Raw genomic sequence first — 23,156 nt, forward strand, 5'->3', positions numbered from 1 at the left:
TTCGTCCTCGAAGAGCGGCGTTGTGCGAAATCGCACGACATCTCGCCCGCGCGCGCCCTAGCTTCCCGGATCGAAATCCGCGGCGGCGCAGGGGGCGATCGCCGTGGACGGGGAGAGAAGGCCATGGCCGACGATATCGAGATGTGCGGCGCAGACGCTTCGACCGCCCAACTGGTCGTGGGCAGGCTCGGCATGCCGGGCGCGCCGATCGTGAAGCTGGACCTGCGGTTCGCCGCCGACCGGGTAAACGGCGCGGCCGAGATCAATCAGGCGGTGATCGGCGGCCGGCATCGGTTCGAGGTGTCGGGCGAGGTCGCGCCGACCGGAGACGCGCCCTTCGGCCTTCGGATCGCGCTGCAAGGCGAGTTTCCCCATGCGGGGCAGTCGGCCCGCTTCGGCGCCGTCCTCACGGTCGATCAGGCCTGGGTCGGCGAGGGCCAGTTCGAGTACCTGCAGACCAAGGTCTCGAAGGCTCCGGTCAAGCCCGAAGCCTAGAGCCGGTCTCTCAAGGCCAGCCACGCCTCGCGCTTGGCCTCGAAGCTCATGGCCGCGTGGGCGGGGCTGGACGAGGGCAGGGAAACCAGGGCCAGGCGGTCGGCCCGCGAAGCCAGCAGCCGGGTCCCGGCCTTGGCCGCCGCGCCGCCGTTGAAGGCCACGGCCCGCAGGCGCGGCAGGCCGTCGACCAGGCCTGTCAGGTCGTTGTCGGCGGCGTCCTTGATCGCCGCGTCCAGGCTGCCTGGCCGCACGGCCTCGGCGTGGACGTCCCACAGGCCCACGCCCGCCGCCAGCAGGGCCGAGAGCCGCTGCTCGTAGGGCAGGGCGGCCAGGTCGCGCCCGACGACCGCGCCGATCAGCCGCCAGAAGCCGTTGCGGGGATGGCCGTAGTACTGCGCGGCCGCCAGCGAGGCGTCGCCAGGCAGGCTGCCCAGCACCAGCACGCGCACGTCGGGATCAACGACCGGCGGAAAGCCGCGCTTGCGCCCGTCCTGGCTCACCCCTGGCGAGGCTGGCCGGACGGCGGGCTGTCCTTCAGCCAGCCGGTGATCATCAGCCGCGGCGCGCCGGCATAGGGCGCGACCGGGGCCACCGAATGCTGCCGGGGCACCTTGAAGATGGTCATGGTGTTGAAGGCCGGGGCGTAGCCGCGCTCGATGTCGCCCAGGTCGTCGTGGAACAGCAGCTGGCCGCCCCAGTCGCTGCGCCATTCGCGCGTCAGGCTGATGGTGTAGGCGGCCCGGCGGTCGCCCTCGCCGGTATCGTCGTGGCGGGTGAGGAAGTCGCCCGGCCGGTACAGCGTGGCCTGGGCGTCCAGCTTGGTGATCCCGGGCTCGCCGATCACCTGGGCGCCGAAGGCGATCATCTCCGGCCCGTTGAGGAAGTCGGTCAGGTCGTGGATCGGATGGCCCGGATTACGCCCCGACAGATAGGCGTTGATCATCGGATAGCCGAGATAGACGTAGGCGAAGCCGCTGCGGGCCCGCAGGGTGGCGGCCTTCAGCTTCTCGCCGACAGCCGCCCCGCCCAGCTGCTGGATCTTCGCGCGGTCCAGCACCTCGGCCTTGCCGGTCTCGGTGGAGACGACGACGTCCCAGTCCATGCCCTGTTCGAGCATGCGGGCCAGGACGTCGGCCGTGGCCGGCTCGAAGATTCCCGGGATGCGGACGACGCCGTCCCGGGCGTAGACGGCCGCGAGGGCCGCCGGATCCAGCGCCGGATCGAGACGAAGGATCGGCGGCTCGCTCACTGGGGTCAGGCCTGTTCGCCGAAGACGCGCTTGAAGATCACGTCGACGTTCTTGGTGTGGTAGCCCAGGTCGAACAGGTCCTCGAGCTCGGCGTCGGTCAGGGCCTTGGAGACCACCGGGTCGGCCTTGAGGAAGTCGAGGAAGCGGCCTTCGCCGCGCCACACCTTCATAGCGTTGCCCTGCACGGCGGCATAGGCGTCCTCGCGCGACACGTCCTTGTGCGTCAGCGCCAGCATGACCCGCTGCGAGAACACCAGGCCCCCGAGCTTGTCGAGGTTCTTGGCCATGTTGTCGGGATAGATGTTGAAGCGCTCGATGACGCCGGCCAGGCGGCGCAGGGCGAAGTCGAGGTGGATGGTGGCGTCCGGGCCGATGCCGCGCTCGACCGACGAGTGGCTGATGTCGCGCTCGTGCCAGAGGGCGACGTTCTCCATCGCCGGCACCACGGCCGAGCGGACCAGACGCGCCAGGCCGGTGAGGTTTTCGGTCAGGATCGGGTTGCGCTTGTGCGGCATGGCCGACGAGCCCTTCTGGCCCGGATCGAACGGCTCTTCGGCCTCCAGCACCTCGGTGCGCTGCAGGTGGCGGATCTCGGTGGCCAGGCGCTCGATCGACGAGGCCACGACGCCGAGCGCGGCGAAGTAGGCGGCGTGACGGTCGCGCGGGATCACCTGGGTCGAGACCGGCTCGACGGCCAGGCCCATCTTGTCGGCCACGTGCTGTTCGACGCGCGGGTCGACGTTGGCGAAGGTGCCGACGGCGCCCGAGATCGCGCAGGTGGCGATCTCGAACTTGGCCATCGCCAGGCGTTCCTTGGCGCGCTGGAACTCGGCGTAGTAGCCGGCAAGCTTCAAGCCGAAGGTGATCGGCTCGGCGTGGATGCCGTGGCTGCGGCCGACGCAGACGGTGAACTTGTGCTCCAGCGCGCGGCGCTTCAGGGCGGCGAGGACGAGGTCGACGCCGTCCAGCAGCAGGTCGGTGGCGCGCGACAGCTGCACGGCGAAGCAGGTGTCCAGGACGTCCGAGGACGTCATGCCCTGGTGCAGGAAGCGGGCCTCGGGGCCGACGATTTCAGACACGTGGGTCAGGAAGGCGATGACGTCGTGCTTGGTGACGCGCTCGATCTCGTCGATGCGGTCGCTGTCCCAGACCGCGTCGCGGCCCTTCTCCCAGATGGTCTCCGCGGCGAGCTTGGGGATCACCCCCAGCTCGGCCATGGCGTCTGCGGCATGGGCCTCGATCTCGAACCAGATCTTGTACTTGGTCTGGCTGGACCAGATGGCGGCGGCTTCGGGGCGGGCGTAGCGGCTGATCATGGTCGGGCCGTTTCGGCCGGAGCGGCCCCGGAGTCAAGGGAAGCGGGTTATTACTTAGCGAGTGAGGGGGACCTCCTTCACCGCGAATTTTTGATCCTCCAGAGTGATCAGGTAATTCTTTTCCTGCGGGTTGAATTGGCCGTCGAGGTAGCTGACGGTGACGAGCGTTTCCAGGCTGTCTCGACCATTCAGAACGATGGAAAAATCGCATGTCTCGCCACGGCTGAGACGGTCTTTCTTGGTGGAAATTTCATCTCCGCGGATGTGAACTCTTGTGCATTCGTTGCCGTAATTCTTCATTTCGAAGTACTTTTTCGTAATTGTTGAGCCTGATGACATGGACATGCCAGGCGACAGGTTGAGGAGTGGCTGGGCGCTACGCTCGGCCTGTTGACGCTCAGATTGCAGTCGATCGCTCTCGAACTTCAGTTGCTCGCGGGTGACCTCGACCAGTTCGCGCTGTTGCTCCACCGATTGCTGCAGTTCGCGGCCCTGCATCTGGAGCGCTTCGCTGCTGTTGCGCAGTTCCTGGCCCTGCTGGAAGAAGCCCAGGACCAGCCAGAGGAACGCCAGCGGGGCGAAGGCCCCCGACAGGAAGTCGCCCACCTCGTTGGGTTCGAGGTCGTGCACCTTGTCCTGGTTCAGGGCGATGTATCCGACGAACAGCATCAGCCATGCGGCCGTGATGGCCATGCCGACGACCGGCATGTCCCTTTTCTGGTTGGGCGTCGGCATGCCCCCTCCTTCTTCAAGCGCACTGCGTGAACGGCGCACCTGGCCGTTCAAGCGACGTTTGGTTCGAAAGGGTTACTTCTGAATGTATTCACGGCGCGGGCGCCGCTAGACGGTAGTGGCGGCGTCTCTGAATACCCTTCTCACAGGAAGAACGGCCCTCCGACGGAGATGGAGCCCCCTCCGACCCTCCGGCTCCCCCCTCTTCAGGGGGAGCATCTCGAGGAACCAAGACCGCTAAGCCCCAGCCCGCGACTTCATGTGCTTGACCATGCCGATCGCCGCGAGGGTGTAGTGGACGCCGGCCCAGGCGTAGAAGCACAGGGAGACGATGATGCCCTGCTGGGTCGCGCGGGCCATGGCCGCGCCGCAGGCCTTGGCGGCCTCGACCGGCGCGCCCTTGGGGGCGATCCCGCCGGGGCAGGCGCTGGCGAAGTCCGCCGCGCCCGGCGTGAACATGCCGCCCAGCGCGGCGAAGATGCCGCCGGCCTGGGGATGGTTGAAGTGGAAGCCGGCGAGGTGGTCGATCAGCCAGCCGGTGAACACCGGCCCGCCGCCCAAGGCGATCAGGTTGAGGAAGAAGAACAGCAAGGCCGTGGCGGTGGCCCGGCGGCGCGGCTCCACCGAGTTCTGCACCACGCCGAAGGTCGGGGCCAGGTAGACGTAGTGGAAGACGCCCGGGATCAGCAGGATCAGGGCGGTCATCTGCCAGTCGGTCTGCAGGTAGGCGACGATGTAGATCGGCGTGCAGACGATCAGGCCGATGGCCGGGGTCAGGGCGTACCACTTGGCGCTACGCTTGCCGGCCCAGTCGCTGAAGAAGCCGCCGACCAGGGTGCCCAGGCCCGCCGAGAAACCGCCGATCAGGCCGACGATCAGGCCCACCTGCGCAAGGCCCAGCCCGAAGGCGCGCACGAAATAGGGCGGCACGAACGCGCCCGAGCCGTAGGAGCCGAACGAGGCGATGGTCACCCCCAGCACCATGTGCAGCACCGGCCACTTGCCGAACAGCACCTTGGTCACGGCCCACAGTTCGGAGAACTCGCGGCCGATCGAGAAGGCGGGCTTGGCCGGTTCGGCCGGGATGATCGCTTCCGGTTCCAGGGGCGTCTCGACGACGTCGGAATGGCCGCGCGGCGGCTCCTTGACGATCAGCTTGACCAGCAGCGCCAGCAGGATGCCCGGCAGGCCGACGATGACGAAGGCGGCGCGCCAGGACAGTTCCTGGGCGAGCCAGCCGCCGGCCACCGCGCCGAACATCGTGCCCAGCGGAATGCCGAAGCTGTAGATCGACAGCGCCGAGGCCCGCTGCTTGGGCGCGTAGTAGTCGCTGATCAGCGAGTGGCTGGGCGGCGAGCAGCCGGCCTCGCCGACACCGACCCCGAAGCGGTAGAGCGCCAGCTGGGCGAAGCTGGCCGCCGTGCCGCACAGGGCGGTGAAGCCCGACCAGATGACCAGAGAGATCGAGATGATGCTGACCCGGTTCCAGCGCTCGGCCAGGCGGGCGATCGGAATACCGAGGATGGTGTAGAGCAGGGCGAAGTACAGCCCGCCCAGCAGGCCCAGCTGTGTGTCGGTCAGGTGCAGGTCGACCTTGATGGCCTGGCCGATGGTGGCGATGATCGTGCGGTCGATGAAGTTGAAGGTGTAGGTCGCCAGGAGCAGCCCCAGCACCGAGGCCTTGTATCCCTTGGAATAGAGCGGCCGATCGCCGCCCGGCGCACGCGCCTGGCCCATACTGACTCTCTCCCTTCAAACACTTGTTCTATTTGCGCCGACTGTGACCCAAGGTCAGGCGCAGCGCCACCCCTTTTCGAAGCTTCGGAATGGTGGCGGCTTTGCGGCGCGCGGATGAACCGAAGACAACGGGAAGGGGCGGGGACGTTCAGGAAGGCGAGCGCCTACTGGCCACATGCAAGGCCGCTCGAACGGCCGCCGCGTCGGAGGTCTCTCATGCAAGCCGTCCCCCGCAAGACCCGTCAGGAAACGCCCGCCCGCGACGCCGAAATCGTCTCGCTGGCCCAGTTGAACCACGCCCGCTCAATGAAGGCGCTCGACCGCTGGGACGCCGGCGTTCCCGCCGACCCGTACCCCTTCGCCTACTGCTTTCCGCGCCGCATTCCGGGCTGAGCTCCGCTTCCCTGCAACTACGAATTGAGGTATCGTCGTTCTCTCAATTCGCGGGGGCGAGGCATGACCGGCAACACGCCTTTCGAGTTCTTCAAGCTCGTGTTTCCATGCGTCGGAGCCTTGTGGCTCTTCTATGGGGTCACCTTGCTGGGTCTGCTCAAGCAGTTGCAGGACCCCGCATCTCTTCTGCGATGGCCGTGGTCGGCGCGTTTGGGGGTCTTCACCGCCGTGACGCTCTTCCTGGTGATCAACCTCATTGCGTTGATCGGGGCGCAGTCGCTGATGCTCGAGGCCGCCGACGCGGCGCAGCTGTCGCTGATGAAAGACTATCGCGACGGCCTCGGTTGGCTGATCGTCCTCCATGCCACGGTCGATGTCGGCGTGGCGCTGGTGACGGCCGTCGTCCTGGGCGTGTTCCCCAAGAGGCCGGCCGCCATAGCGGCGACCTAACCCACCATGTCCTCTCGGATGGTCTTTCGCGCCGCCCAGAACAGCGCGAACGCCACCAGGCCGAACATCGTCGAGACGATCAGCGCCCAGCGCACGCCCTGGCCCTCGCCCAAGCCCATGGGCCCGGCGAAGAGGTCGCTGAGCGCGCCGACGGCCACCGGGCCAAGGCCCAGGCCGATCAGGTTGATCACGAACAGCAGCACGGCCGAGGCCGTGGCGCGCATCGACGGATCGACGATGCTCTGGGCCGTGGCGTAGACCGGCCCGTACCACAGCGTGCCCAGCAGGATCGGGATCGTGAGAATGCCGATGGCGGCGGTCACCGAGTCCAGGCTGACGGCGGCGATGTAGAACGGCAGGGTCACCAGCGACGCGATCGCCGGCACGGTGACGTAGGCCCGCAGGTCCCTGGCTCCCAGCTTGTCGGCCAGCTGGCCGCCCAGCCAGGCGCCGATCACGCCGGCCGTGCCGCCGATCAGGCCCAGGGCCAGGCCCAGGAACCCGGCCGACTTCAGGCCGAACTGCGCGGCCAGGGCGGCGACGTCGGCGCCGTGGTTGCGGAAGAAGTACGAGGCGATGAACGGCGCCTGGCCGTAGCCGACGAAGGCCTTGATCGAGGCGGCGAAGGCCACGAGCCAGAAGGTCTTCTTGGTCATCAGCACCGCCAGGGCCGCGCCGAAGCCGACCTGGTGGGCGGCGCGGCCGGCGAGGTCGGCGGCCAGCTGCCTGCGCGGCTCGACCAGGGTGAAGGCGGCGATGATCGCGAACAGCACGCCCGGCGCCCCGGCGACCATGAAGGCCGCCCGCCAGCCGTAGGCGTCGGCGATCAGCCCGCCCATGGCCATGCCGGCCAGGGTGCCCAGCGGCGTGCCGATCGAATAGAAGGCGATGGCGCTGGCCCGCTTCTCCTTGGGCACGTAGTCGGTGATCAGCGAGTGGGCCGGCGGGGTGCAGCCGGCCTCGCCGACGCCCACGCCGATGCGGGCGGCGATCAGCTGCCAGACGTTCTGGGCGAAGCCGCACAGCACGGTGAAGGCGCTCCAGGCCAGGATCGAGGCGGCGATGATCCGCGGCCGGTTCTTGCGCTCGGCCAGGCGCGCGATCGGGATGCCCAGCACGGTGTAGAAGATCGCGAAGGCCAGGCCCGTCATCATGCCCAGCTGCCAGTCGGCCAGCCCCAGGTCGCGCTTGATCGGCTCGGCCAGGATGTTGACCACCTGCCGGTCGAGGAAGTTCAGCGTGTAGATGATCAGCAGCACCCACAGGGCGTAGCGGCGATAGCCGCTCGACACGGGCGCGATCACCGGCGACTGGGTTGCCGTCTCCGCCATGGGCGTTCCTCCTCGAACAGTTGTTCTAATCGTTGTTGGGACTGTAGACGCGCGTTAAGCGAGAAGACCAGTCCGCATCGAACAGGAGACCGTCATGGAACTCGTCATCGGCACCAAGAAGTGGTCGACCTGGTCGCTGCGCCCCTGGCTCGCGCTCAAGCGGGTCGGCGTCCCGTTCAAGGAGATCGAGATCGAGCTGCGGCGCGGCGACGCCACCGAGGCCGACATCGCCAAGCATTCGCCCAGCAAGCTCGCGCCGGCCCTGAAGGACGGCGACCTGGTGGTCTGGGACTCGCTGGCGATCTGCGAGTACCTGGCCGAGAAGTTCCCCGAGGCCAAGCTGTGGCCGGCCGATCCCGAGCTGCGCGCCCTGGCCAGGTCGGCGGCGGCCGAAATGCATTCGGGCTTCTCGTCGCTGCGCGGCGAGTGTCCGATGGACCTGGGCCTCGTGAAGAAGGCCGACCTGTCGGAAGCCACCCAGAAGGACGTGCGCAAGATCACCGAGCGCTGGAACCAACTCCTGAAGCGCTCGGGCGGGCCGTTCCTGCTGGGCGAATGGTCGATCGCCGACGCCTTCTACACTCCGGTCGCCACCCGTTTCCGCACCTACGGCGTGCACCTGTCGGACTACGGCGACACCGGCGCGGCCGGCGCCTATTGCGAGCGCCTGCTGGAGACGCCGGAGTTCCTGGCCTGGGAAGCCGAAGCCTAGGCTTCCGGGAACATGTGCAGGTAGGGCTCGGCCTCCTTCAGCGTTCGCGCGTAAGAGGGCCGGGCCTTCAGCCTTTTCAGATAGGCCGCGGCGTTGGGGCGGTCCGGCGCCAGCGGCATGACCTTGTCGGCGTAGAACAGGGCCGGCGCGGCCGCGCAGTCGGCCATCGAGAATGTCTCGCCCGCGGCCCAGGTCCGGCTTTCGAGGTCGCGTTCGACGATGTCGAGGGCGGTGGCCAGATGGGCGCGGGCCTCGGCCAGGCCGTGCGGGTCCTTGGCGTCAGCCGGCCGGATACGGTCGTTGACGATCTTCTGCATCGGAACCTGCACCGAAAGGTCGAAGAACCGGTCGCGCGCCCGCACTTCCAGCGCCGCGTCGGGGTCCTGAGGGATCAGTCGCACCGCGCCCGGATGATAGATCTGCAGGTACTCGATCAGGATCGAGCTCTCCGGCACGACCGCGTTACGACCCGTGTCCTCCAGGACCGGCATCCGCGCCATCGGCCACAGGGCGCGGAAAGCTTCCGCCGACGCCGGGTCGCCGAAGTCGACCATGCGCTGCTCGAACGAAAGGTCCAGTTCGTAGAGCGCCGTCAGCGCCTTGTGGCAGAACGACGAGAGCGGGTGGGCGTGCAGGATCAGCGCCATCGGTTTCCTCCGTTGTCCGCTCTCCGCGGAGCGGTCCCCTCCGGCCCTTCGGGCCACCTCCCCCAGCGGGGAGGATCCAGCTAAGCAGATGCTGCCCCTCCGGGGGAGCTGTCTCGAAGCGACCGAGTGGGTCCTACAGCCCGAACGCCTTCAGCAGCCGGTCGGCGGCGGCCGAGGCGGGCAGGTCGCCGGCCCGCACCGCGCCCTCGGTCTCGTCGACCAGCGCGGCGACGGCCGGCGCGGCGCGGAAGGCTTCGGTCAGGCGGTCGTTGACCATGGCCCACATCCAGCGGGCGTCCTGGTCGGCGCGGCGGGAGGCCCGCGCGCCGTTGGCGGTCATCACCTCGCGATGCCGCCGGATCTGGCTCCACAAGGTGTCGAGCCCGGCGCCGGTCAGGCCCGAGGCCGTCAGCACCGGCGGCGTCCAGTCGCGATGGGCGGGCGTGAGGATGTGCAGGGCGTTGCGATAGTCGCGGGCCGAGCGTTCGGCCTTGGCGGGATCGGCGTCGGCCTTGTTGATGACCAGCAGGTCGGCCAGTTCGATCAGGCCCTTCTTGATCCCCTGCAGCTCGTCGCCGCCGCCGGGGATCAGCAGGGCGACGAAGATGTCGACCATGTCGGCCACGACGGTCTCGGACTGGCCCACGCCCACCGTCTCGACGATCACCACGTCGAAGCCGGCCGCCTCGCACAGCAGCATGGCCTCGCGGGTCTTGCGCGCCACCCCGCCGAGGGCGCCGCCGGACGGGGAGGGGCGGATGAAGGCGTTCGGATCGATGCTCAGGCGTTCCATCCGCGTCTTGTCGCCGAGAATCGAGCCGCCGTGCCGGCCGGACGAGGGATCCACCGCCAGCACGGCCACCCTGTGGCCGGCGGCGGTCAGGGCGCAGCCCAGGCTTTCGATGGTGGTCGACTTGCCCGCGCCCGGCACGCCGGTGATCCCGACACGCTGGGCCGCGCCGGTGCGCGGCATCAGGCGTTGCAGAAGGTCGCGGGCGGCGGCCTGATGGTCGGGCCGGCGGCTCTCGACCAGCGTGATGGCGCGGGCCAGAGCCGCGCGTTCGCCGGCCAGCAGGCGGCGTTCGAGATCGGCGATGTCGAGGACGGGCGGGCTCACCCCGCCGACTTAGAGGACGACCGCCGTGCCGGAAACCGAAACCATCATCATCTGGCCGTTGGGACCGACGGTGTTGTAGTCGAGGTCGACCGCCAGGATGGCGTTGGCGCCCAGGGCCTGGGCTTCCTTGGTCAGGTTCTTCAGGGCGTCTTCCCGCGCCCGGCCCAGCACCCGCTCGTAGGAGCTGGAGCGGCCGCCGATGAAGTCGCGGATCGAGGCCAGCAGGTCGAGCACGACGTTCGCGCCCAGGATCGCCTGGGAATAGACCGCGCCCTTGTACTCCTTGACCGGACGGCCCTCGATGAACGGGGTGGTCGAGATCAGCATGCCTGCGGGTCCTTCGATCGATGGCGCGTAGTTAAGCATAAATGGCGCGAGCCGCGAGGGGCTCCGGGGCTGCGGGCATGACGATAAGGCGAAGTTTCCCCTCTGGCGGGAAACCGGCTTTCGGCAAGCGTGGCCTTGAGGCAGATTGCCCGCGCTGAAGCTGGGGGGCTGGCCGTTGTTCTTCGCCAAATCGCATCTCGACCTGCACAACATCCGGGGCAGCGTCGAGCGCACGGTCAAGCTGTCCGACAACATCGTGGGCGTAGGGCCGGTCGGCATCGGCCTGGACGGCATCCTGGCCTGGTTCGGCGGGGCCGGGTCGCTCTACTCGCTGGGCGCGGGCGGCGTTCTGCTGTTCGACGGCGTGCGGGCCCGGGCCGCGCCGATGGTGCTGATCCAGATGACCGCCGTCCTGCTGATCGACGCCCTGCTGCCGCTGGGGCCGCCAGGCTTGGGCGCGGTGGCCGACACCCTGTTCACCGGTCAGAAGTGGGCCGGCGGGATGTTGATCAAGCACATGGACGACACGATCTACTTCGAGGGAAGCCGCAAGGACGCGCAGGGCACGGCCGAGTATCGCGACCTGCTCGAGCGGATCCGGTCGGGCAAGGAAAAGCGCCGGGTGGTGTTCCTGGGCTGACAACCAAGCTTGCGGCGAGGCGTTGAGACAAGATGACCGATGAAGCCGCCCTGCATGGCCAGTTGATCGATGAGGGCCCCGCCGACCATCGGCGGCGGGCCCACAAGGCCTGGCGCAACGCCGAGACCATCAAGCGGTTGTCCGACCGCCTGATCGGCGTCGGTCCCGTGGGCATCGGCCTCGACGGCGTGCTGGCCTGGGTGCCGGGCGCCAATACCGCCTACAGCGTCGGCGCGGCGGCGGTGCTGGCCTATCACGCCTGGCAGGCCCGGGCCTCGATGCCCACCGTGGCCCGCATGGCCGCCTACATGCTGTTCGACAGCTCGACCAGCGCCGTGCCGGTCGTCGGCTGGGCGATCGACACCCTGTTCCCGGGCCACCTGATGGCCGCCAAGGCCTTGCAGAAGGACATCGAGGCTCGCCACGGCCTGCCCGAGGATGTCGACCTCAAGCGCCGCAAGAAGAAGCCGAAGGCGGGAAAGCGCTAGTCGGTCAGCGGCAGTTCGGCGACCCTGACGTCCAGGTGTGGGAAGGCTTTCGGCGCGACGCCGCCGCGCGCGCCTTCCTCCCAAACCGAACGATAGCCGCCAGCGGTCGGCTCTCGGTGAACGATCAGGCGCTTGCCGGTCAGGTCCACAACCCAGTACTCCTGAACCCCGGCCGCGGCGTAAAGTTCTGCTTTCCGGCCGAGATCGAAGGCCTGGCTCGACACTGACACCTCGATCGCCAACACGATGTCGCCGCCTTTCAGGTCGCGGTCATGAACGGCGCTGGAGAAGATGGCGATATCCGGTTCGGGGGCGGTTTGATCGTCGAGGCGGACGGGGGCGTCGGAATTGACCTCCCACTGGCCTTCGGCGAGGCGACGGGTGAAGAACTGGGTCAGCCACCGCCGACAGCGGACGTGGGGCACGCTTTCTGGCGACACCGATATGAGTTCCCCCTCGATCAGCTCGATGCGAGCGTCCGCCGCCAGGATGCCGGCCTCCACCATGCGCAGCACGTCGTCATACGTGAAGCGGTAGGGCGTAACGGTCTCGGCGGGACGGCTCGGAGCGTTCATGGGCGGAACGATAGCATGGCCTCGGCGAGGCGTAAGGTCGTGCGCTCAGAGCGACAGGGGGCGGGGCGGCCGTCGTGGTTGCGTCGAGGGCAGGGCGCTCTGCCGACCGTAGGCGATCCACCAGACGCCCAGTCCCGTCAGTAGGCCGATGCCGATGCAAAGCGGGTAGGCCGCCGGGGCGCCGAAGAAGCGGCCGTCGCGAAACGCGACAAAGGCGACGCTGGCGCCGACCGCTGCGCCTACGCCCGCCGCGGCCCAGAGGTAATGTCGATTCAGCCTATCGAGCACCACCCAACCCAGAAGCCCGGCGATCACGAACGGCCAGCCGAAGAAGGCTCCGAAAATCGGCGATGTCAGGGTGAAGAGCAGCGGGTCTTGCTTCGCCCACAACGCGCCCTCGCCGATATGAATGATGCCTTGCGCCAGCATCGTCGATGGCGCGACGAGGCTGAACACCGCGCCGCCCAGGAATCTCAGGGAGCTGGTCTGCTGGCTCGCCTTGCGCATTCCTTCTCCCCCCAGTTCGAATGGGGAGTTGAGGTGCGCTGCGTGCAGCCAGGACGGCGCCCGCGATGGAGAAGCAGTGCAGGTGCTCCCTAAGCCGCCTCGCCCTGGGTGTAGCCGAGCTGCTTGTTCAGCTTGTCGAGCAGCTCGATCACCGCCTCGGCGATCACGGTGCCGGGCGGGAAGATCGCCGCGGCGCCGGCGTCGCGCAGAGCCTGGAAGTCCTGCGGCGGGATCACGCCGCCCACGACCATCATGATGTCGGCTCGGCCCTGCTTGCCCAGTTCGGCCTTCAGTTCCGGCGCGAGGGTCAGGTGCCCCGCCGCCAGCGACGAGGCGCCGACGATGTGGACGTCGTTCTCCACGGCCTGGCGCGCGGCCTCGGCCGGGGTCTGGAACAGCGGGCCGATGTCGACGTCGAAGCCCAGGTCGGCGAAGGCGGTGGCGATCACCTTCTGGCCGCGGTCGTGGCCGTCCTGGCCCATCTTGGCCACCAGGATGCGCGGCCGGCGGCCGTCGGCCTGGGCGAAGGCCTCGACCATGGCCTTCGCACGGGCGGTGGTGGGATCGGAGCCGGCTTCCTTCATGTAGACGCCCTGGATCGACTTGATCTCGGCCCGGTGGCGGCCGAACACCTTTTCCATGGCCATGCTGATCTCGCCGACCGTGGCCTTGGCGCGGGCCGCGTCGACGGCCAGGGCCAGCAGGTTGCCGGTTCCGCGCGCGCCGTCCTCCAGCGCCTGCAGCGCGGCTTGCGTGACGGCCGGGTCGCGCTCGGCCTTCAGGCGGGCCAGCTTGTCGAGCTGCTGATTGCGCACCGAGCTGTTGTCGACCTTCAGCATCGGGATGTCGTCGGCCACCTCGGGCTTGTAGCGGTTGACGCCGACCACGCTCTGGCGATTGGCGTCGATGCGGGCCTGGGTCTTGGCGGCGGCTTCCTCGATCCGCAGCTTGGGGATGCCCTGCTCGATGGCCTTGGCCATGCCGCCGGCCGCCTCGACCTCCTCGATGTGGGCCAGGGCCTTGACCGCCAGGTCGTGGGTCAGGCGCTCGACGTAGAAGCTGCCGCCCCACGGGTCGGCGACGCGGGTCGTGCCGCTCTCCATCTGCAGGAAGAGCTGGGTGTTGCGGGCGATGCGGGCCGAGAAATCGGTCGGCAGGGCCAGGGCCTCGTCCAGCGCGTTGGTGTGCAGGCTCTGGGTCTGGCCGTTGACCGCCGCCATGGCCTCGACGCAGGTGCGCGAGACGTTGTTGAACACATCCTGGGCGGCCAGCGACCAGCCGGAGGTCTGGCTGTGGGTGCGCAGGGAAAGCGAGCGGTCGTCCTTGGGTTCGAACTCGCGCTTCATCAGGCGGGCCCACAGCAGGCGCGCGGCCCGCATCTTGGCCACTTCCATGAAGTAGTTCATGCCGATGGCCCAGAAGAACGAGAGGCGCGGGGCGAAGGCGTCGATGCTCATGCCGGCCGCGACGCCGGCCCGGGCGTATTCGATGCCGTCGGCGAGGGTGTAGGCCAGCTCCAGGTCGGCCGAGGCCCCGGCCTCCTGCATGTGGTAGCCGCTGATCGAGATCGAGTTGAACTTGGGCATGTTCGCCGAGGTGAAGGCGAAGATGTCCGAGATGATCCGCATCGAGGGCGCGGGCGGATAGATGTAGGTGTTCCGCACCATGAACTCTTTGAGGATGTCGTTCTGGATCGTGCCCGACAGCTTGTCGGGGGTGACGCCCTGTTCCTCGGCGGCGACGATGTAGAGCGCCAGGATCGGCAGCACCGCGCCGTTCATGGTCATCGACACGCTCATCTTGTCGAGCGGGATGCCCGAGAACAGCGTGCGCATGTCCAGGATGGAGTCGATGGCCACGCCCGCCATGCCGACGTCGCCCTTCACCCGCTCGTGGTCGCTGTCATAGCCGCGGTGCGTGGCCAGGTCGAAGGCCACCGACAGGCCCATTTGCCCCGCCGCCAGGTTGCGGCGGTAGAAGGCGTTGCTGTCCTCGGCCGTGGAGAAGCCGGCGTACTGGCGGATCGTCCACGGATTGGTGACGTACATGGTCGGGTAGGGGCCGCGCACGAAGGGCGCGACGCCGGGACGACCGTCGGTGAAGTCCAGGCCCGCTGCGTCTTCCGCGGTGAAGGCGGCGGCGACGTCGACGCCTTCGGGGGTGCTCCAGGGCGTGCCGGCTTCAGGCGCGGCCGTCGGTTCGGGCGTCTCGAAGGCGACGTCGGCGAAGTTGGGGAACTTGCTCATGACTCAGGCTCCCTCGAAGGCGGCGGCGAAGCGGATGGGAACCAGCGCCGGGCACCGGCTGTCTGGGCCCGGCAGGCGCGGATCGGGGCCGTCGACCGCGAAGGCGCCCGGATCGGGCGTCAGGGTCTCGGGCGTCTTGTCGTCGGCGTTCGGGAAGGCGGTGACGCCCAGGATCTTGCGGCTTTTGTCGGCGAAGGCGGCCTGTTGTCCCTCGCGGGTCTCGGCGACGATGTCGGCGATCAGGCCGCTTTCCAACGCCTTGACGATCCCGCCGTCGTTCTCGATGGCCTGGAAGCCGCCCCAGGCGGCGCGCGCCAGCTGGTCGGTCAGGGTGTCGAGATACCAGGCGCCGCCGGCCGGGTCGGCGACGCGACCCAGGTGGCTCTCTTCCATCAGCACGAGCTGGGTGTTGCGGGCCTGGCGGCGGGCGAAGGCGGTCGGCAGGCCGACGGCGTCGGTGAAGTTGCCGAGCACCACGGTGTCGGCGCCGCCCACGGCCCCGGCGAAGCCGGCGGCGGTCAGGCGCAGCAGGTTGGTCCAGGCGTCGGCCCTGGCCAGCATGCGCTGCGACGAGCGGGCCTCGATGCGCGCCGGCGCCACGACGCCGCAGGCCCGGGTCAACTGATCCCACAGCGCGCGGACCGCGCGGACCTTGGCCACGCCGGTGAAGTATTCGCCGTCTAGGCTGACGCCCAGCACGATGCGCGACCAGGCCTCTTCCATGGAGAGGCCCGAACGGACCAGAGCCTTGGCGTAGGCCACGGCGCTGGCGGCCATCACGGACAGTTCCTCGGTGTTGGAGCCGCCGGCCTCGTGCACGGCGCGGCCCGTGGCCAGGAAAAGGCTGGCCGTCGCGTAGGTCTCGGCCAGGCGCGCGCCGACCGTGGCGGCCGAGAAGACGTGGCTCTCGATCGGGCCGGGGCTGACGCCCGCCTGCATCCAGGCGGTGAGCGGGTCCATGTGGAAAGCCAGCGGGGCGTTGGGCGCGGCCTTGGCCAGGCTGGCCAGCCAGTCGGCGGCCTTGGGCCCAAGGAACCCGGCGTCCAGCGCCACGGGCGCCAGATCCAGCAGCACCCCGTCGAGCACGCGGGCCAGATCCTCGCGCGAGCCGACGGCCACGCCGGTCTGGCCGGCCGGATCCAGCGCCAGCAGCACCGAGGCCGCGCCGTTCTCCAGGTCTTTCAGGATCTCGGCGCCTGCGTGCCTGGGATCGGGATGGGCGACGCGCGTGCGCAGGTCCCAGGGGCGATCGATGTCGCGCGGGCGCAGGTCGCGGGCCACGGTCACGGCGTCGGCGACGGTGTAGAGCGGGCGGATGGCGATGCCGTCAGGCGTGGGGCGTGTCAGGGTCTCGTCGAAGTCGGCCCCTTTCAGGGTCTTTTCGACCAGTTTCAACCACTTGGCCTGGGCCAGGGCTTCGTCGGGCGGGCCGAAGTCGTCGGCCAGTGGGGCGGGCGCCTCGCTCACGACGGGGTTCTCCTGCAGTGCGGCATTCTTGTATTTTGACGCAGTTGCGCGCCTGCCGCCACGGAGGTCAAGCGCTTGCAAGTCCCATGAACAGGCGTTTAAGCTAACGCTGTTAACATGCGCGGCGCGTGACGTCGCGGAACGAGGAGACCCCCGTCCCATGGCTCTGCCGCCCATCCTGCGTGACCGTCTGCGCCTGCCGGTGATCGCCTCGCCGCTGTTCATCATCAGCAACCCGGACCTCGTGATCGCCGAGTGCAAGGCCGGCATCGTCGGCTCGTTCCCGTCGCTGAACGCCCGCCCGCTGTCGCAGCTGGACGAGTGGCTGGCCCGCATCACCGAGGAACTGGCCGCCTGGGACAAGGCCCACCCGGACATGCCCTCGGCCCCGTTCGCCGTGAACCAGATCGTCCACAAGACCAACAACCGGCTCGAACAGGACATCGAGCTGTGCGTGAAATACAAGGTGCCGGTGGTGATCACCTCGCTGGGCGCCCGCGAGGACCTGAACCAGGCGATCCACTCGTACGGCGGCATCACCCTGCACGACGTCATCAACGACCGCTTCGCCCGCAAGGCCATCGAGAAGGGGGCCGACGGCCTGATCCCGGTGGCGGCCGGGGCCGGCGGCCACGCGGGCGCGATCTCGCCCTTCGCCCTGGTGCAGGAGATCCGCACCTGGTTCGACGGGCCTGTGGCCCTGTCTGGCGCCATCGCCAGCGGCCGCTCGATCCTGTCGGCCCAGGCCATGGGCGCGGACCTGGCCTATATCGGCTCGGCCTTTATCGCCACCGAGGAAGCCAACGCGCCGGAGGCCTACAAGCGGACGATCACCGAGGCCAACGCCAGCGACATCGTCTATTCGAACCTCTTCACCGGCGTGCACGGCAACTATCTGCGCCAGTCGATCGTCGCCGCGGGCCTGGACCCGGACAACCTGCCGGAAAGCGATCCGTCGAAGATGAGCTTCGGCTCGGGCGGCAACCAGGACGCCAAGGCCTGGCGCGACATCTGGGGCTCGGGCCAGGGCATCGGCGCCATCAAGGAAGTGCTGCCGGTCGCCGAACGCATCGCCAGGCTGGCGGAGGAATATGAGGACGCGAAGGCCGAACTGGCGGCCAAGACCGCGCTGACGGCCGGCAATCGCCTGGCTTTCGCCGCCGAGTAGGACGGGGATAGAGCCGGGGACGAAGGCGGCCTCGTCCCCGGCGACTCCGGCGGGGCGATCCTAGGCGGGTTCGAAACCGCCAGGAGCGCCCCATGTCCGACGCCGCCACGCCCCGTCTTTCGCTGCCCTACGTGGCCGCGGGGCAAGCCCAGAAGCACGTCACCGTCAACGAGGGCCTCGCCCGCCTGGACGGCCTCGTCCAGCCGTGCGTCGTCAGCCGCACGGTGACCTCTCAGCCCTCCGCGCCCGCCGACGGCGCCCTGTGGATCCGCCCCGCCGCCGCGACCGGCGCCGACTGGGCGGCCGCGCCCGCCCACAGCTTGATGCGCTTCGAGGCCGGCGCCTGGGAGGCCATCGCCCCGGCTGCCGGCTTCACCGCCTGGATCGCCGACGAAGGCCAGGCCGCCGTGTTCACCGGCTCGGCCTGGGTGGCGCTGTCGTCGACCTTCACCAGCTTGACCGCCGCCCGCTCGCCGTTCGGGGCCGACGTCCGCGTCGAGATCCGCGAGGTCGAGGCCGCCCTCAGCGGCGCCTCGGTGACCACGACGGCCGTGATCCCGGCCCGCTCGATCGTGCTCGGCGTCTCCACCCGCACCAGCGCCGCGGTCACCGGCGCGATCTCCTACAGCTGCGGCGTCGCTGGCGAGCCCGGCAAGTTCGGCGCGTCGCTGGGCGTCGGTTTGAACGCCAGCAACATCGGGGTGGTGGGGCCGACGGCGTACTATGCCGACACGCCGGTGGTGCTCACCGCGGCCGGCGGCAGCTTCGTCGGCGGCAAGGTGCGGGTGTCCATTCAACTGCTGCGGTTCGAGGCCCCGGCGGCGGTTTAGGGGGCTGGTCTCCACCTTTTCAGCCCGTCATTCCCGCCCTTGTGGCGGGAACCCCTCTGTCAGCGGCAAGAACAGTAGGGGCGGCGTGCCAGGCACGCCGCTTGCACCTTCCGTGCAAGCGGAACCAGGGCTTCCCGCCACAAGGGCGGGAATGACGGGCATTGGGAAGGCGTAGCGCTCACCGCCAGCCGACCACGCCGTCACTTGCGAATGGCTCTCTGCTTGATCCGGCCGCCCAGCCCGGCTAAACGGCCCGCATCCCTTGGGGAGTAGCCGCCCGCACCTATCAGCGGGGCCCGCCGTCAACATACTTGCTCCTCGGAGCATGGCGCGGGCGAGGAAAGCACCGACAGCTTTCTTGGCGAGACCAATGGCGTCGTTTTCCGTCCGGGCTGGGCGGGGAAACGGTCGCTGTTGTCTTGTCTGCGCTCGGCCCCCGCAACGGTATCTTCGAATGGAATCCCTACTCGTCTCGACCCTGGTCGTGGCCATCGCCGAGATCGGCGACAAGACCCAGCTTCTGGCCATCATCCTGGCCACGCGCTTCAAGAAGCCGATCCCGATCATCATGGGCATACTGGTCGCCACGCTGCTGAACCACGCCCTGGCGGCGCTGGCCGGCTCGCTGGTCGCCCACTATCTGCAAGGCGCCTGGTTCCAGTGGCTGATCGCCATCTCGTTCATCGCCATGGCCGCGTGGGCCCTGATCCCCGACAAGGCCGACGACGAAGAGGGCGGTGCGGTCGGCCGCTACGGCGTGTTCGCGACCACGGCCGTCGCCTTCTTCCTGGTCGAGATGGGCGACAAGACCCAGATCGCCACCGTGGCCCTGGGCGCCCAGTTCCACAGCGTGACCCTGGTGGCCGCCGGCACCACGCTGGGCATGATGCTGGCCAACGTGCCGGCCGTGTATCTGGGCGAGGCCGCGACCAGGATCGTGCCGCTGAAGTACGTGCGCATCGGCGCGGCGCTGATCTTCCTGGGTCTTGGCCTGTGGGGCGTCGCCACCCTGCTGGGCCTCTTCAAGTAATGACGTAGCGTGGGGCGGCGGCTATGGACGGGGCGAACCGTTCAGGAGCCCGCCGCCCCATGACCCTCGACGATCCGCGCGCGACCGGCTGGGAATTCTGGATCGATCGCGGCGGCACCTTCACCGACATCGTCGCCCGCCGGCCGGACGGTCGGCTGGTTACTCACAAGCTGCTGTCGGAAAATCCCGAGCAGTACGAGGACGCCGCCGTCGCCGGAGTCCGCGCGCTGCTCGAGGCGGGCGGCGGCGGGACGGTCGAGGCGGTGAAGATGGGCACCACGGTGGCCACCAACGCCCTGCTGGAACGCAAGGGCGAGCCGACCCTGCTGGCGATCACCAGGGGCCACGCCGACGCCCTGCGCATCGGCCAGCAGGCCCGGCCCAAGCTGTTCGACCGCAATATCGTCAAGCCCGAGGCCCTGTACACCCGCGTGATCGAGATCGACGAGCGGATCGGCGTCGACGGCGAAGTGGTGCGTCCGCTCGACGAGGCGGCCGCCCGTGAAGGCCTGCAAGCCGCCTACGACTCCGGTTTTCGCGCCGTGGCGATCGTGCTGTTGCATGGCTTCCGATTCACCGACCACGAGGCCCGGGTCGCGGCGATCGCCCGCGAGATCGGCTTCACCCAGGTCTCGGCCAGCCACGAGGTCAGTCCGCTGATGAAGCTGGTCGGCCGAGGCGACACGGCGGTGGTCGACGCCTACCTGTCTCCGATCCTGCGCCGCTATGTCGACCAGGTGGCCTCGCGGCTGGGGGAGGAGACGCGGCTCTTCTTCATGCAGTCGAACGGCGGCCTGACCGACGCCCGCGCCTTCCGGGGCAAGGACGCCATTCTCTCGGGGCCGGCCGGCGGCGTGGTCGGCATGGCCAGGACGGCGGCGCAGGCGGGGTTCAACCGCGTCATCGGCTTCGACATGGGCGGCACCTCGACCGACGTCTGCCACTACGCCGGCGAATACGAGCGGGCCTACGAGACGGTGGTGGCGGGCGTGCGGATGCGCAGCCCCATGATGAACATCCATACCGTGGCGGCCGGCGGCGGCTCGATCTGCAGCTTCGACGGCGCGCGGCTGCGGGTGGGGCCGGCCTCGGCCGGGGCGAATCCGGGACCTGCCTGCTATCGCCGCGGCGGACCGCTGACGGTGACCGACTGCAACGTCATGCTGGGCAAGCTGCAGCCCGAGTTCTTCCCGCACGTCTTCGGCCCGAACGCCGACCAGCCTCTGGACCGCGACGTGGTCGCTCAGCGCTTCGAGGCCCTGGCGGCCGAGATCGCCGCCGCGACCGGCAAGGCCATGAAGCCTGCCGAGATCGCCGAGGGCTTCCTGACCATCGCCGTCGAGAACATGGCGAAAGCCGTGCGTCAGATCTCGATCCAGCGCGGCTACGACGTCACCCGCTATGTCCTGGCCTGCTTCGGCGGGGCGGGCGGGCAGCATGCCTGCCTGGTGGCCGACGCGCTGGGCATGAAGACGGTGATGATCCATCCGTTCGCCGGGGTGCTCAGCGCCTACGGCATGGGCCTGGCCGACCTGCGCCTGCTGCGCGAGGCGACGGTGGAGTTGCGCCTGGACGAGGCCGGCGAAGTGCTGCCGGCCCGCGCCGCCGCGCTGGCGGCTGAGGCGGAAGCCGCCCTGCGCGCCCAGGACGCGCCGCTGCTTCGCGTCGAAACCGAGGCGGCCGTACTGGTGAAGTACGCCGGTACGGACACCCCGCTGCGCGTGCCGCTGAGCGACGCCGCGGGCGTGAAGGCCGCCTTCGAGACTCTGCATCAGCGCCGCTTCGGCTTCGTCTCGCCATCGACGCCGCTGGTGGTCGAGACCCTCAGCGTCGAGGCGATCGGCCATGCCGACGCTGGGGACGCAGCGGACCTAAAATCCGCCGGACCGGACGCCACGGGGCCGCTTGCCACCGTCGAGGTCCGGATGGCGGGATCCCCCCACGCTACGCCGGTCTTTGATCGCGATCGCATGAAGATCGGCGCCGAAGTCGCCGGGCCGGCCATCATCCGGGAAGCGACGGGCACGACGATCGTCGAGCCTGGCTGGCGCGCCCGTGTAGACGATCATCAGAACCTGATCCTCGACCGCGTCGAAGCCCTCGCGCCTCGCCGCGCCGCCGGAACCGACGCGGATCCGGTGATGCTGGAGGTGTTCAACAACCTCTTCATGGCCGTGGCCGAGGAGATGGGGTTCGCCCTGCAGAACACCGCCTACTCGGTGAACATCAAGGAGCGGCTCGACTTCTCCTGCGCCCTGTTCGACCGCGACGGGAACCTGATCGCCAACGCCCCGCACATGCCGGTGCACCTGGGCTCGATGGGCGACAGCGTGCGGGCCATCCGCGATGCACGCTCCAACGACGGCCGGGGCATGAAGGCCGGCGACGTCTACATGCTCAACGCCCCCTATGCCGGCGGCACCCACCTGCCCGACGTGACGGTGGTCATGCCGGTGTTCGACGCGGCCGGAGCCTTGCTTTTCTACGTCGCCGCGCGCGGCCACCAGGGTGACATCGGCGGCGTCACTCCAGGCTCCATGCCGCCGGGCAGCCGAACGGTCGAGGAGGAGGGGGTGCTGATCGAGAACTTCCTGCTGGTCGAGGGCGGGCGGTTCCTGGAGGCGGAGACGCGAGCGCTGCTGGCTTCAGGCCGGTGGCCGGCGCGCAATCCCGACCAGAACATCGGCGACCTCAAGGCCCAGGTGGCCGCCTGCGCGCGCGGCGCCGAAAGCCTGACCGGCCTCGTCGCCGAGTTCGGCCAGGAGGTGGTCGAGGCCTACATGGCCCACGTGCAGGACAACGCCGAGGAGGCCGTGCGCCGGGTGCTCGCCAAGCTTTCGGACGGCGCCTTCGCCTACGAGCTCGACGACGGCAGCGTGGTGAAGGCGGCGATCACGGTGGACCAGGCCGCGCGCACCGCGCGCGTGGATTTCACCGGCACCAGCGATCAGGTTCCGACCAACTTCAACGCGCCCGCCTCGATCTGTCGGGCGGCGGCCCTGTATGTCTTCCGCACGCTGGTGGACGACGAGATCCCGATGAACGACGGCTGCCTGCGGCCGGTCGAGCTGGTCATTCCGGAAGGCTCGATGCTGAAGCCGCGCTATCCGGCGGCGGTGGTGGCGGGCAATGTCGAGACCAGCCAGGTCGTGGTCGACGCCCTCTACGGCGCGCTCGGCGTCATGGCGGCGGCGCAGGGTACGATGAACAACTTCACCTTCGGCGACGACCGGCGGCAGTACTACGAGACGATCTGCGGCGGGGCTGGGGCGGGGCCTGACTTCGACGGCGCCGACGCGGTGCAGACCCACATGACCAACAGCCGCCTGACCGATCCGGAGGTGCTGGAGACGCGCTATCCGGTGCGTGTGGAAGCCTTCTCGATCCGGCGCGGATCGGGAGGGGCGGGCGAGCATCGCGGCGGCGACGGGGTGGTGCGCACCATCGGCTTCCGCGAGCCGATGACCGTGACCTTGCTTTCCAACCGCCGGCGCGTGCCGCCGTTCGGCCTGCATGGCGGAGCGAGTGGCGCGCTGGGCAGGGCGCGGATCGAGCGGGCCGACGGGTCGGTGCAGATCCTGGCCGCCACCGACGAGGCCCAGGTCGCGGCCGGCGACCGGGTGGTCATCGAGACGCCCGGCGGCGGGGGCTGGGGCAAGGGCTGAGCCTTTCGCCGCTCTATCCCGCGCGCTAAGCATC

General features: G+C 69.1%; 23 protein-coding genes and 1 riboswitch. Of the genes, 10 read left to right on the plus strand and 13 right to left on the minus strand.

From position 1 onward, the window contains the following. The first annotated feature begins 123 nt into the window (after positions 1-123). Positions 124-495, plus strand: coding sequence for a DUF1842 domain-containing protein (locus C1707_RS11775; protein ID WP_101712526.1), 372 nt, complete (start codon positions 124-126; stop codon positions 493-495). Here the strand turns inward: C1707_RS11775 and C1707_RS11780 are convergent. The 5 genes from C1707_RS11780 to C1707_RS11800 all read right to left on the minus strand — a co-directional run bounded on the left by C1707_RS11780 (position 492) and on the right by C1707_RS11800 (position 5,529). After that, complete coding sequence (locus tag C1707_RS11780) at positions 492-995, minus strand: DNA-deoxyinosine glycosylase (protein ID WP_101712527.1); 504 nt, start codon at positions 993-995, stop codon at positions 492-494. The two genes, C1707_RS11775 and C1707_RS11780, sit on opposite strands and share 4 nt — an antisense overlap. Beyond that, positions 992-1,744 (minus strand): 2OG-Fe(II) oxygenase, encoded by a 753-nt coding sequence (locus tag C1707_RS11785; protein WP_101712528.1) that lies wholly within the window; start codon positions 1,742-1,744, stop codon positions 992-994. Before C1707_RS11785 ends, C1707_RS11780 begins: the two co-directional genes overlap by 4 nt. Before the next feature lie 5 nt (positions 1,745-1,749). Continuing rightward, entirely contained in the window at positions 1,750-3,060 is a 1,311-nt protein-coding gene (gene purB, locus C1707_RS11790; RefSeq protein ID WP_058349997.1) for an adenylosuccinate lyase, read from the minus strand. Between the two features lie 54 nt (positions 3,061-3,114). Then, entirely contained in the window at positions 3,115-3,795 is a 681-nt protein-coding gene (locus C1707_RS11795) for a hypothetical protein (RefSeq protein ID WP_101712529.1), read from the minus strand. A gap of 234 nt (positions 3,796-4,029) precedes the next feature. Continuing rightward, complete coding sequence (locus tag C1707_RS11800; RefSeq protein WP_101712530.1) at positions 4,030-5,529, minus strand: spinster family MFS transporter; 1,500 nt, start codon at positions 5,527-5,529, stop codon at positions 4,030-4,032. Positions 5,530-5,745: 216 nt separating this feature from the next. On the opposite strand from C1707_RS11800, the gene C1707_RS26135 reads away from it, so the two are divergent. Both C1707_RS26135 and C1707_RS11805 read left to right on the plus strand, forming a co-directional pair. Beyond that, positions 5,746-5,922: a hypothetical protein gene (locus C1707_RS26135; RefSeq protein WP_164467335.1), complete on the plus strand. Its 177-nt coding sequence runs from the start codon at positions 5,746-5,748 to the stop codon at positions 5,920-5,922. A gap of 63 nt (positions 5,923-5,985) precedes the next feature. Then, positions 5,986-6,372 carry a hypothetical protein gene (locus C1707_RS11805; RefSeq protein ID WP_101712531.1) on the plus strand — a complete coding sequence of 129 codons (387 nt, stop codon included), beginning with the start codon at positions 5,986-5,988 and terminating at the stop codon, positions 6,370-6,372. On the opposite strand, the gene C1707_RS11810 is transcribed toward C1707_RS11805, so the two are convergent. After that, complete coding sequence (locus C1707_RS11810) at positions 6,369-7,703, minus strand: spinster family MFS transporter (RefSeq protein ID WP_101712532.1); 1,335 nt, start codon at positions 7,701-7,703, stop codon at positions 6,369-6,371. The genes C1707_RS11805 and C1707_RS11810 overlap by 4 nt on opposite strands. Positions 7,704-7,797: 94 nt before the next feature. Here C1707_RS11810 and C1707_RS11815 point away from each other — a divergent pair, with 94 nt between their 5' ends. Next, positions 7,798-8,415, plus strand: coding sequence for a glutathione S-transferase family protein (locus C1707_RS11815; RefSeq protein ID WP_101712533.1), 618 nt, complete (start codon positions 7,798-7,800; stop codon positions 8,413-8,415). Here C1707_RS11815 and C1707_RS11820 read toward each other — a convergent pair. From C1707_RS11820 to C1707_RS11830, 3 genes are all read right to left on the minus strand, one after another. Then, positions 8,412-9,062, minus strand: coding sequence for a glutathione S-transferase family protein (locus C1707_RS11820; protein WP_101712534.1), 651 nt, complete (start codon positions 9,060-9,062; stop codon positions 8,412-8,414). The two genes, C1707_RS11815 and C1707_RS11820, sit on opposite strands and share 4 nt — an antisense overlap. A 133-nt stretch (positions 9,063-9,195) precedes the next feature. Continuing rightward, positions 9,196-10,179 carry a methylmalonyl Co-A mutase-associated GTPase MeaB gene (gene meaB, locus C1707_RS11825; RefSeq protein WP_101712535.1) on the minus strand — a complete coding sequence of 328 codons (984 nt, stop codon included), beginning with the start codon at positions 10,177-10,179 and terminating at the stop codon, positions 9,196-9,198. 9 nt (positions 10,180-10,188) lie between these two features. Continuing rightward, positions 10,189-10,506 (minus strand): heavy metal-binding domain-containing protein, encoded by a 318-nt coding sequence (locus C1707_RS11830; RefSeq protein ID WP_101712536.1) that lies wholly within the window; start codon positions 10,504-10,506, stop codon positions 10,189-10,191. A gap of 175 nt (positions 10,507-10,681) precedes the next feature. On the opposite strand from C1707_RS11830, the gene C1707_RS11835 reads away from it, so the two are divergent. Both C1707_RS11835 and C1707_RS11840 read left to right on the plus strand, forming a co-directional pair. Further along, complete coding sequence (locus C1707_RS11835; protein ID WP_101712668.1) at positions 10,682-11,146, plus strand: DUF4112 domain-containing protein; 465 nt, start codon at positions 10,682-10,684, stop codon at positions 11,144-11,146. Positions 11,147-11,178: 32 nt separating this feature from the next. Continuing rightward, a complete protein-coding gene (locus C1707_RS11840) occupies positions 11,179-11,634 on the plus strand; it encodes a DUF4112 domain-containing protein (RefSeq protein WP_101712537.1) in 456 nt (151 codons plus the stop codon). Here the strand turns inward: C1707_RS11840 and C1707_RS11845 are convergent. From C1707_RS11845 to C1707_RS11860, 4 genes are all read right to left on the minus strand, one after another. Then, on the minus strand, positions 11,631-12,209 hold the full coding sequence (locus C1707_RS11845) for a Uma2 family endonuclease (protein WP_101712538.1): 579 nt from the start codon (positions 12,207-12,209) through the stop codon (positions 11,631-11,633). The genes C1707_RS11840 and C1707_RS11845 overlap by 4 nt on opposite strands. A gap of 45 nt (positions 12,210-12,254) precedes the next feature. Then, a complete protein-coding gene (locus tag C1707_RS11850; RefSeq protein WP_101712539.1) occupies positions 12,255-12,716 on the minus strand; it encodes a hypothetical protein in 462 nt (153 codons plus the stop codon). Between the two features lie 89 nt (positions 12,717-12,805). Further along, positions 12,806-14,962 carry a methylmalonyl-CoA mutase gene (gene scpA, locus C1707_RS11855; protein ID WP_101712540.1) on the minus strand — a complete coding sequence of 719 codons (2,157 nt, stop codon included), beginning with the start codon at positions 14,960-14,962 and terminating at the stop codon, positions 12,806-12,808. Between the two features lie 3 nt (positions 14,963-14,965). Next, positions 14,966-16,429: a methylmalonyl-CoA mutase family protein gene (locus C1707_RS11860; RefSeq protein WP_240633918.1), complete on the minus strand. Its 1,464-nt coding sequence runs from the start codon at positions 16,427-16,429 to the stop codon at positions 14,966-14,968. A 160-nt stretch (positions 16,430-16,589) separates the two neighbouring features. Here C1707_RS11860 and C1707_RS11865 point away from each other — a divergent pair, with 160 nt between their 5' ends. From C1707_RS11865 to C1707_RS11880, 4 genes are all read left to right on the plus strand, one after another. Beyond that, complete coding sequence (locus tag C1707_RS11865) at positions 16,590-17,597, plus strand: NAD(P)H-dependent flavin oxidoreductase (protein ID WP_101712541.1); 1,008 nt, start codon at positions 16,590-16,592, stop codon at positions 17,595-17,597. Positions 17,598-17,689: 92 nt separating this feature from the next. Further along, positions 17,690-18,427, plus strand: a complete 738-nt coding sequence (locus tag C1707_RS11870; protein WP_101712542.1) for a DUF2793 domain-containing protein — start codon at positions 17,690-17,692, stop codon at positions 18,425-18,427. Between the two features lie 252 nt (positions 18,428-18,679). After that, positions 18,680-18,787: riboswitch (yybP-ykoY riboswitch) on the plus strand. 94 nt (positions 18,788-18,881) lie between these two features. Then, complete coding sequence (locus C1707_RS11875; RefSeq protein ID WP_101712543.1) at positions 18,882-19,457, plus strand: TMEM165/GDT1 family protein; 576 nt, start codon at positions 18,882-18,884, stop codon at positions 19,455-19,457. 59 nt (positions 19,458-19,516) lie between these two features. After that, positions 19,517-23,122 carry a hydantoinase B/oxoprolinase family protein gene (locus C1707_RS11880; protein WP_101712544.1) on the plus strand — a complete coding sequence of 1,202 codons (3,606 nt, stop codon included), beginning with the start codon at positions 19,517-19,519 and terminating at the stop codon, positions 23,120-23,122. Positions 23,123-23,156 lie beyond the last annotated feature (34 nt).

This window comes from Caulobacter flavus, assembly GCF_003722335.1.
Taxonomy (GTDB): Bacteria; Pseudomonadota; Alphaproteobacteria; order Caulobacterales; family Caulobacteraceae; genus Caulobacter; species Caulobacter flavus.

Coding starts and splice junctions, on each gene's coding strand:
- C1707_RS11775 (WP_101712526.1), top strand. CDS start 124: ATGGCCGACGATATCGAGATGTGCGGCGCAGACGCTTCGACCGCCCAA.
- purB (WP_058349997.1), bottom strand. CDS start 3,060: ATGATCAGCCGCTACGCCCGCCCCGAAGCCGCCGCCATCTGGTCCAGC.
- C1707_RS11795 (WP_101712529.1), bottom strand. CDS start 3,795: ATGCCGACGCCCAACCAGAAAAGGGACATGCCGGTCGTCGGCATGGCC.
- C1707_RS11800 (WP_101712530.1), bottom strand. CDS start 5,529: ATGGGCCAGGCGCGTGCGCCGGGCGGCGATCGGCCGCTCTATTCCAAG.
- C1707_RS26135 (WP_164467335.1), top strand. CDS start 5,746: ATGCAAGCCGTCCCCCGCAAGACCCGTCAGGAAACGCCCGCCCGCGAC.
- C1707_RS11805 (WP_101712531.1), top strand. CDS start 5,986: ATGACCGGCAACACGCCTTTCGAGTTCTTCAAGCTCGTGTTTCCATGC.
- C1707_RS11810 (WP_101712532.1), bottom strand. CDS start 7,703: ATGGCGGAGACGGCAACCCAGTCGCCGGTGATCGCGCCCGTGTCGAGC.
- C1707_RS11815 (WP_101712533.1), top strand. CDS start 7,798: ATGGAACTCGTCATCGGCACCAAGAAGTGGTCGACCTGGTCGCTGCGC.
- C1707_RS11820 (WP_101712534.1), bottom strand. CDS start 9,062: ATGGCGCTGATCCTGCACGCCCACCCGCTCTCGTCGTTCTGCCACAAG.
- C1707_RS11830 (WP_101712536.1), bottom strand. CDS start 10,506: ATGCTGATCTCGACCACCCCGTTCATCGAGGGCCGTCCGGTCAAGGAG.
- C1707_RS11840 (WP_101712537.1), top strand. CDS start 11,179: ATGACCGATGAAGCCGCCCTGCATGGCCAGTTGATCGATGAGGGCCCC.
- C1707_RS11845 (WP_101712538.1), bottom strand. CDS start 12,209: ATGAACGCTCCGAGCCGTCCCGCCGAGACCGTTACGCCCTACCGCTTC.
- C1707_RS11850 (WP_101712539.1), bottom strand. CDS start 12,716: ATGCGCAAGGCGAGCCAGCAGACCAGCTCCCTGAGATTCCTGGGCGGC.
- scpA (WP_101712540.1), bottom strand. CDS start 14,962: ATGAGCAAGTTCCCCAACTTCGCCGACGTCGCCTTCGAGACGCCCGAA.
- C1707_RS11865 (WP_101712541.1), top strand. CDS start 16,590: ATGGCTCTGCCGCCCATCCTGCGTGACCGTCTGCGCCTGCCGGTGATC.
- C1707_RS11870 (WP_101712542.1), top strand. CDS start 17,690: ATGTCCGACGCCGCCACGCCCCGTCTTTCGCTGCCCTACGTGGCCGCG.
- C1707_RS11875 (WP_101712543.1), top strand. CDS start 18,882: ATGGAATCCCTACTCGTCTCGACCCTGGTCGTGGCCATCGCCGAGATC.
- C1707_RS11880 (WP_101712544.1), top strand. CDS start 19,517: ATGACCCTCGACGATCCGCGCGCGACCGGCTGGGAATTCTGGATCGAT.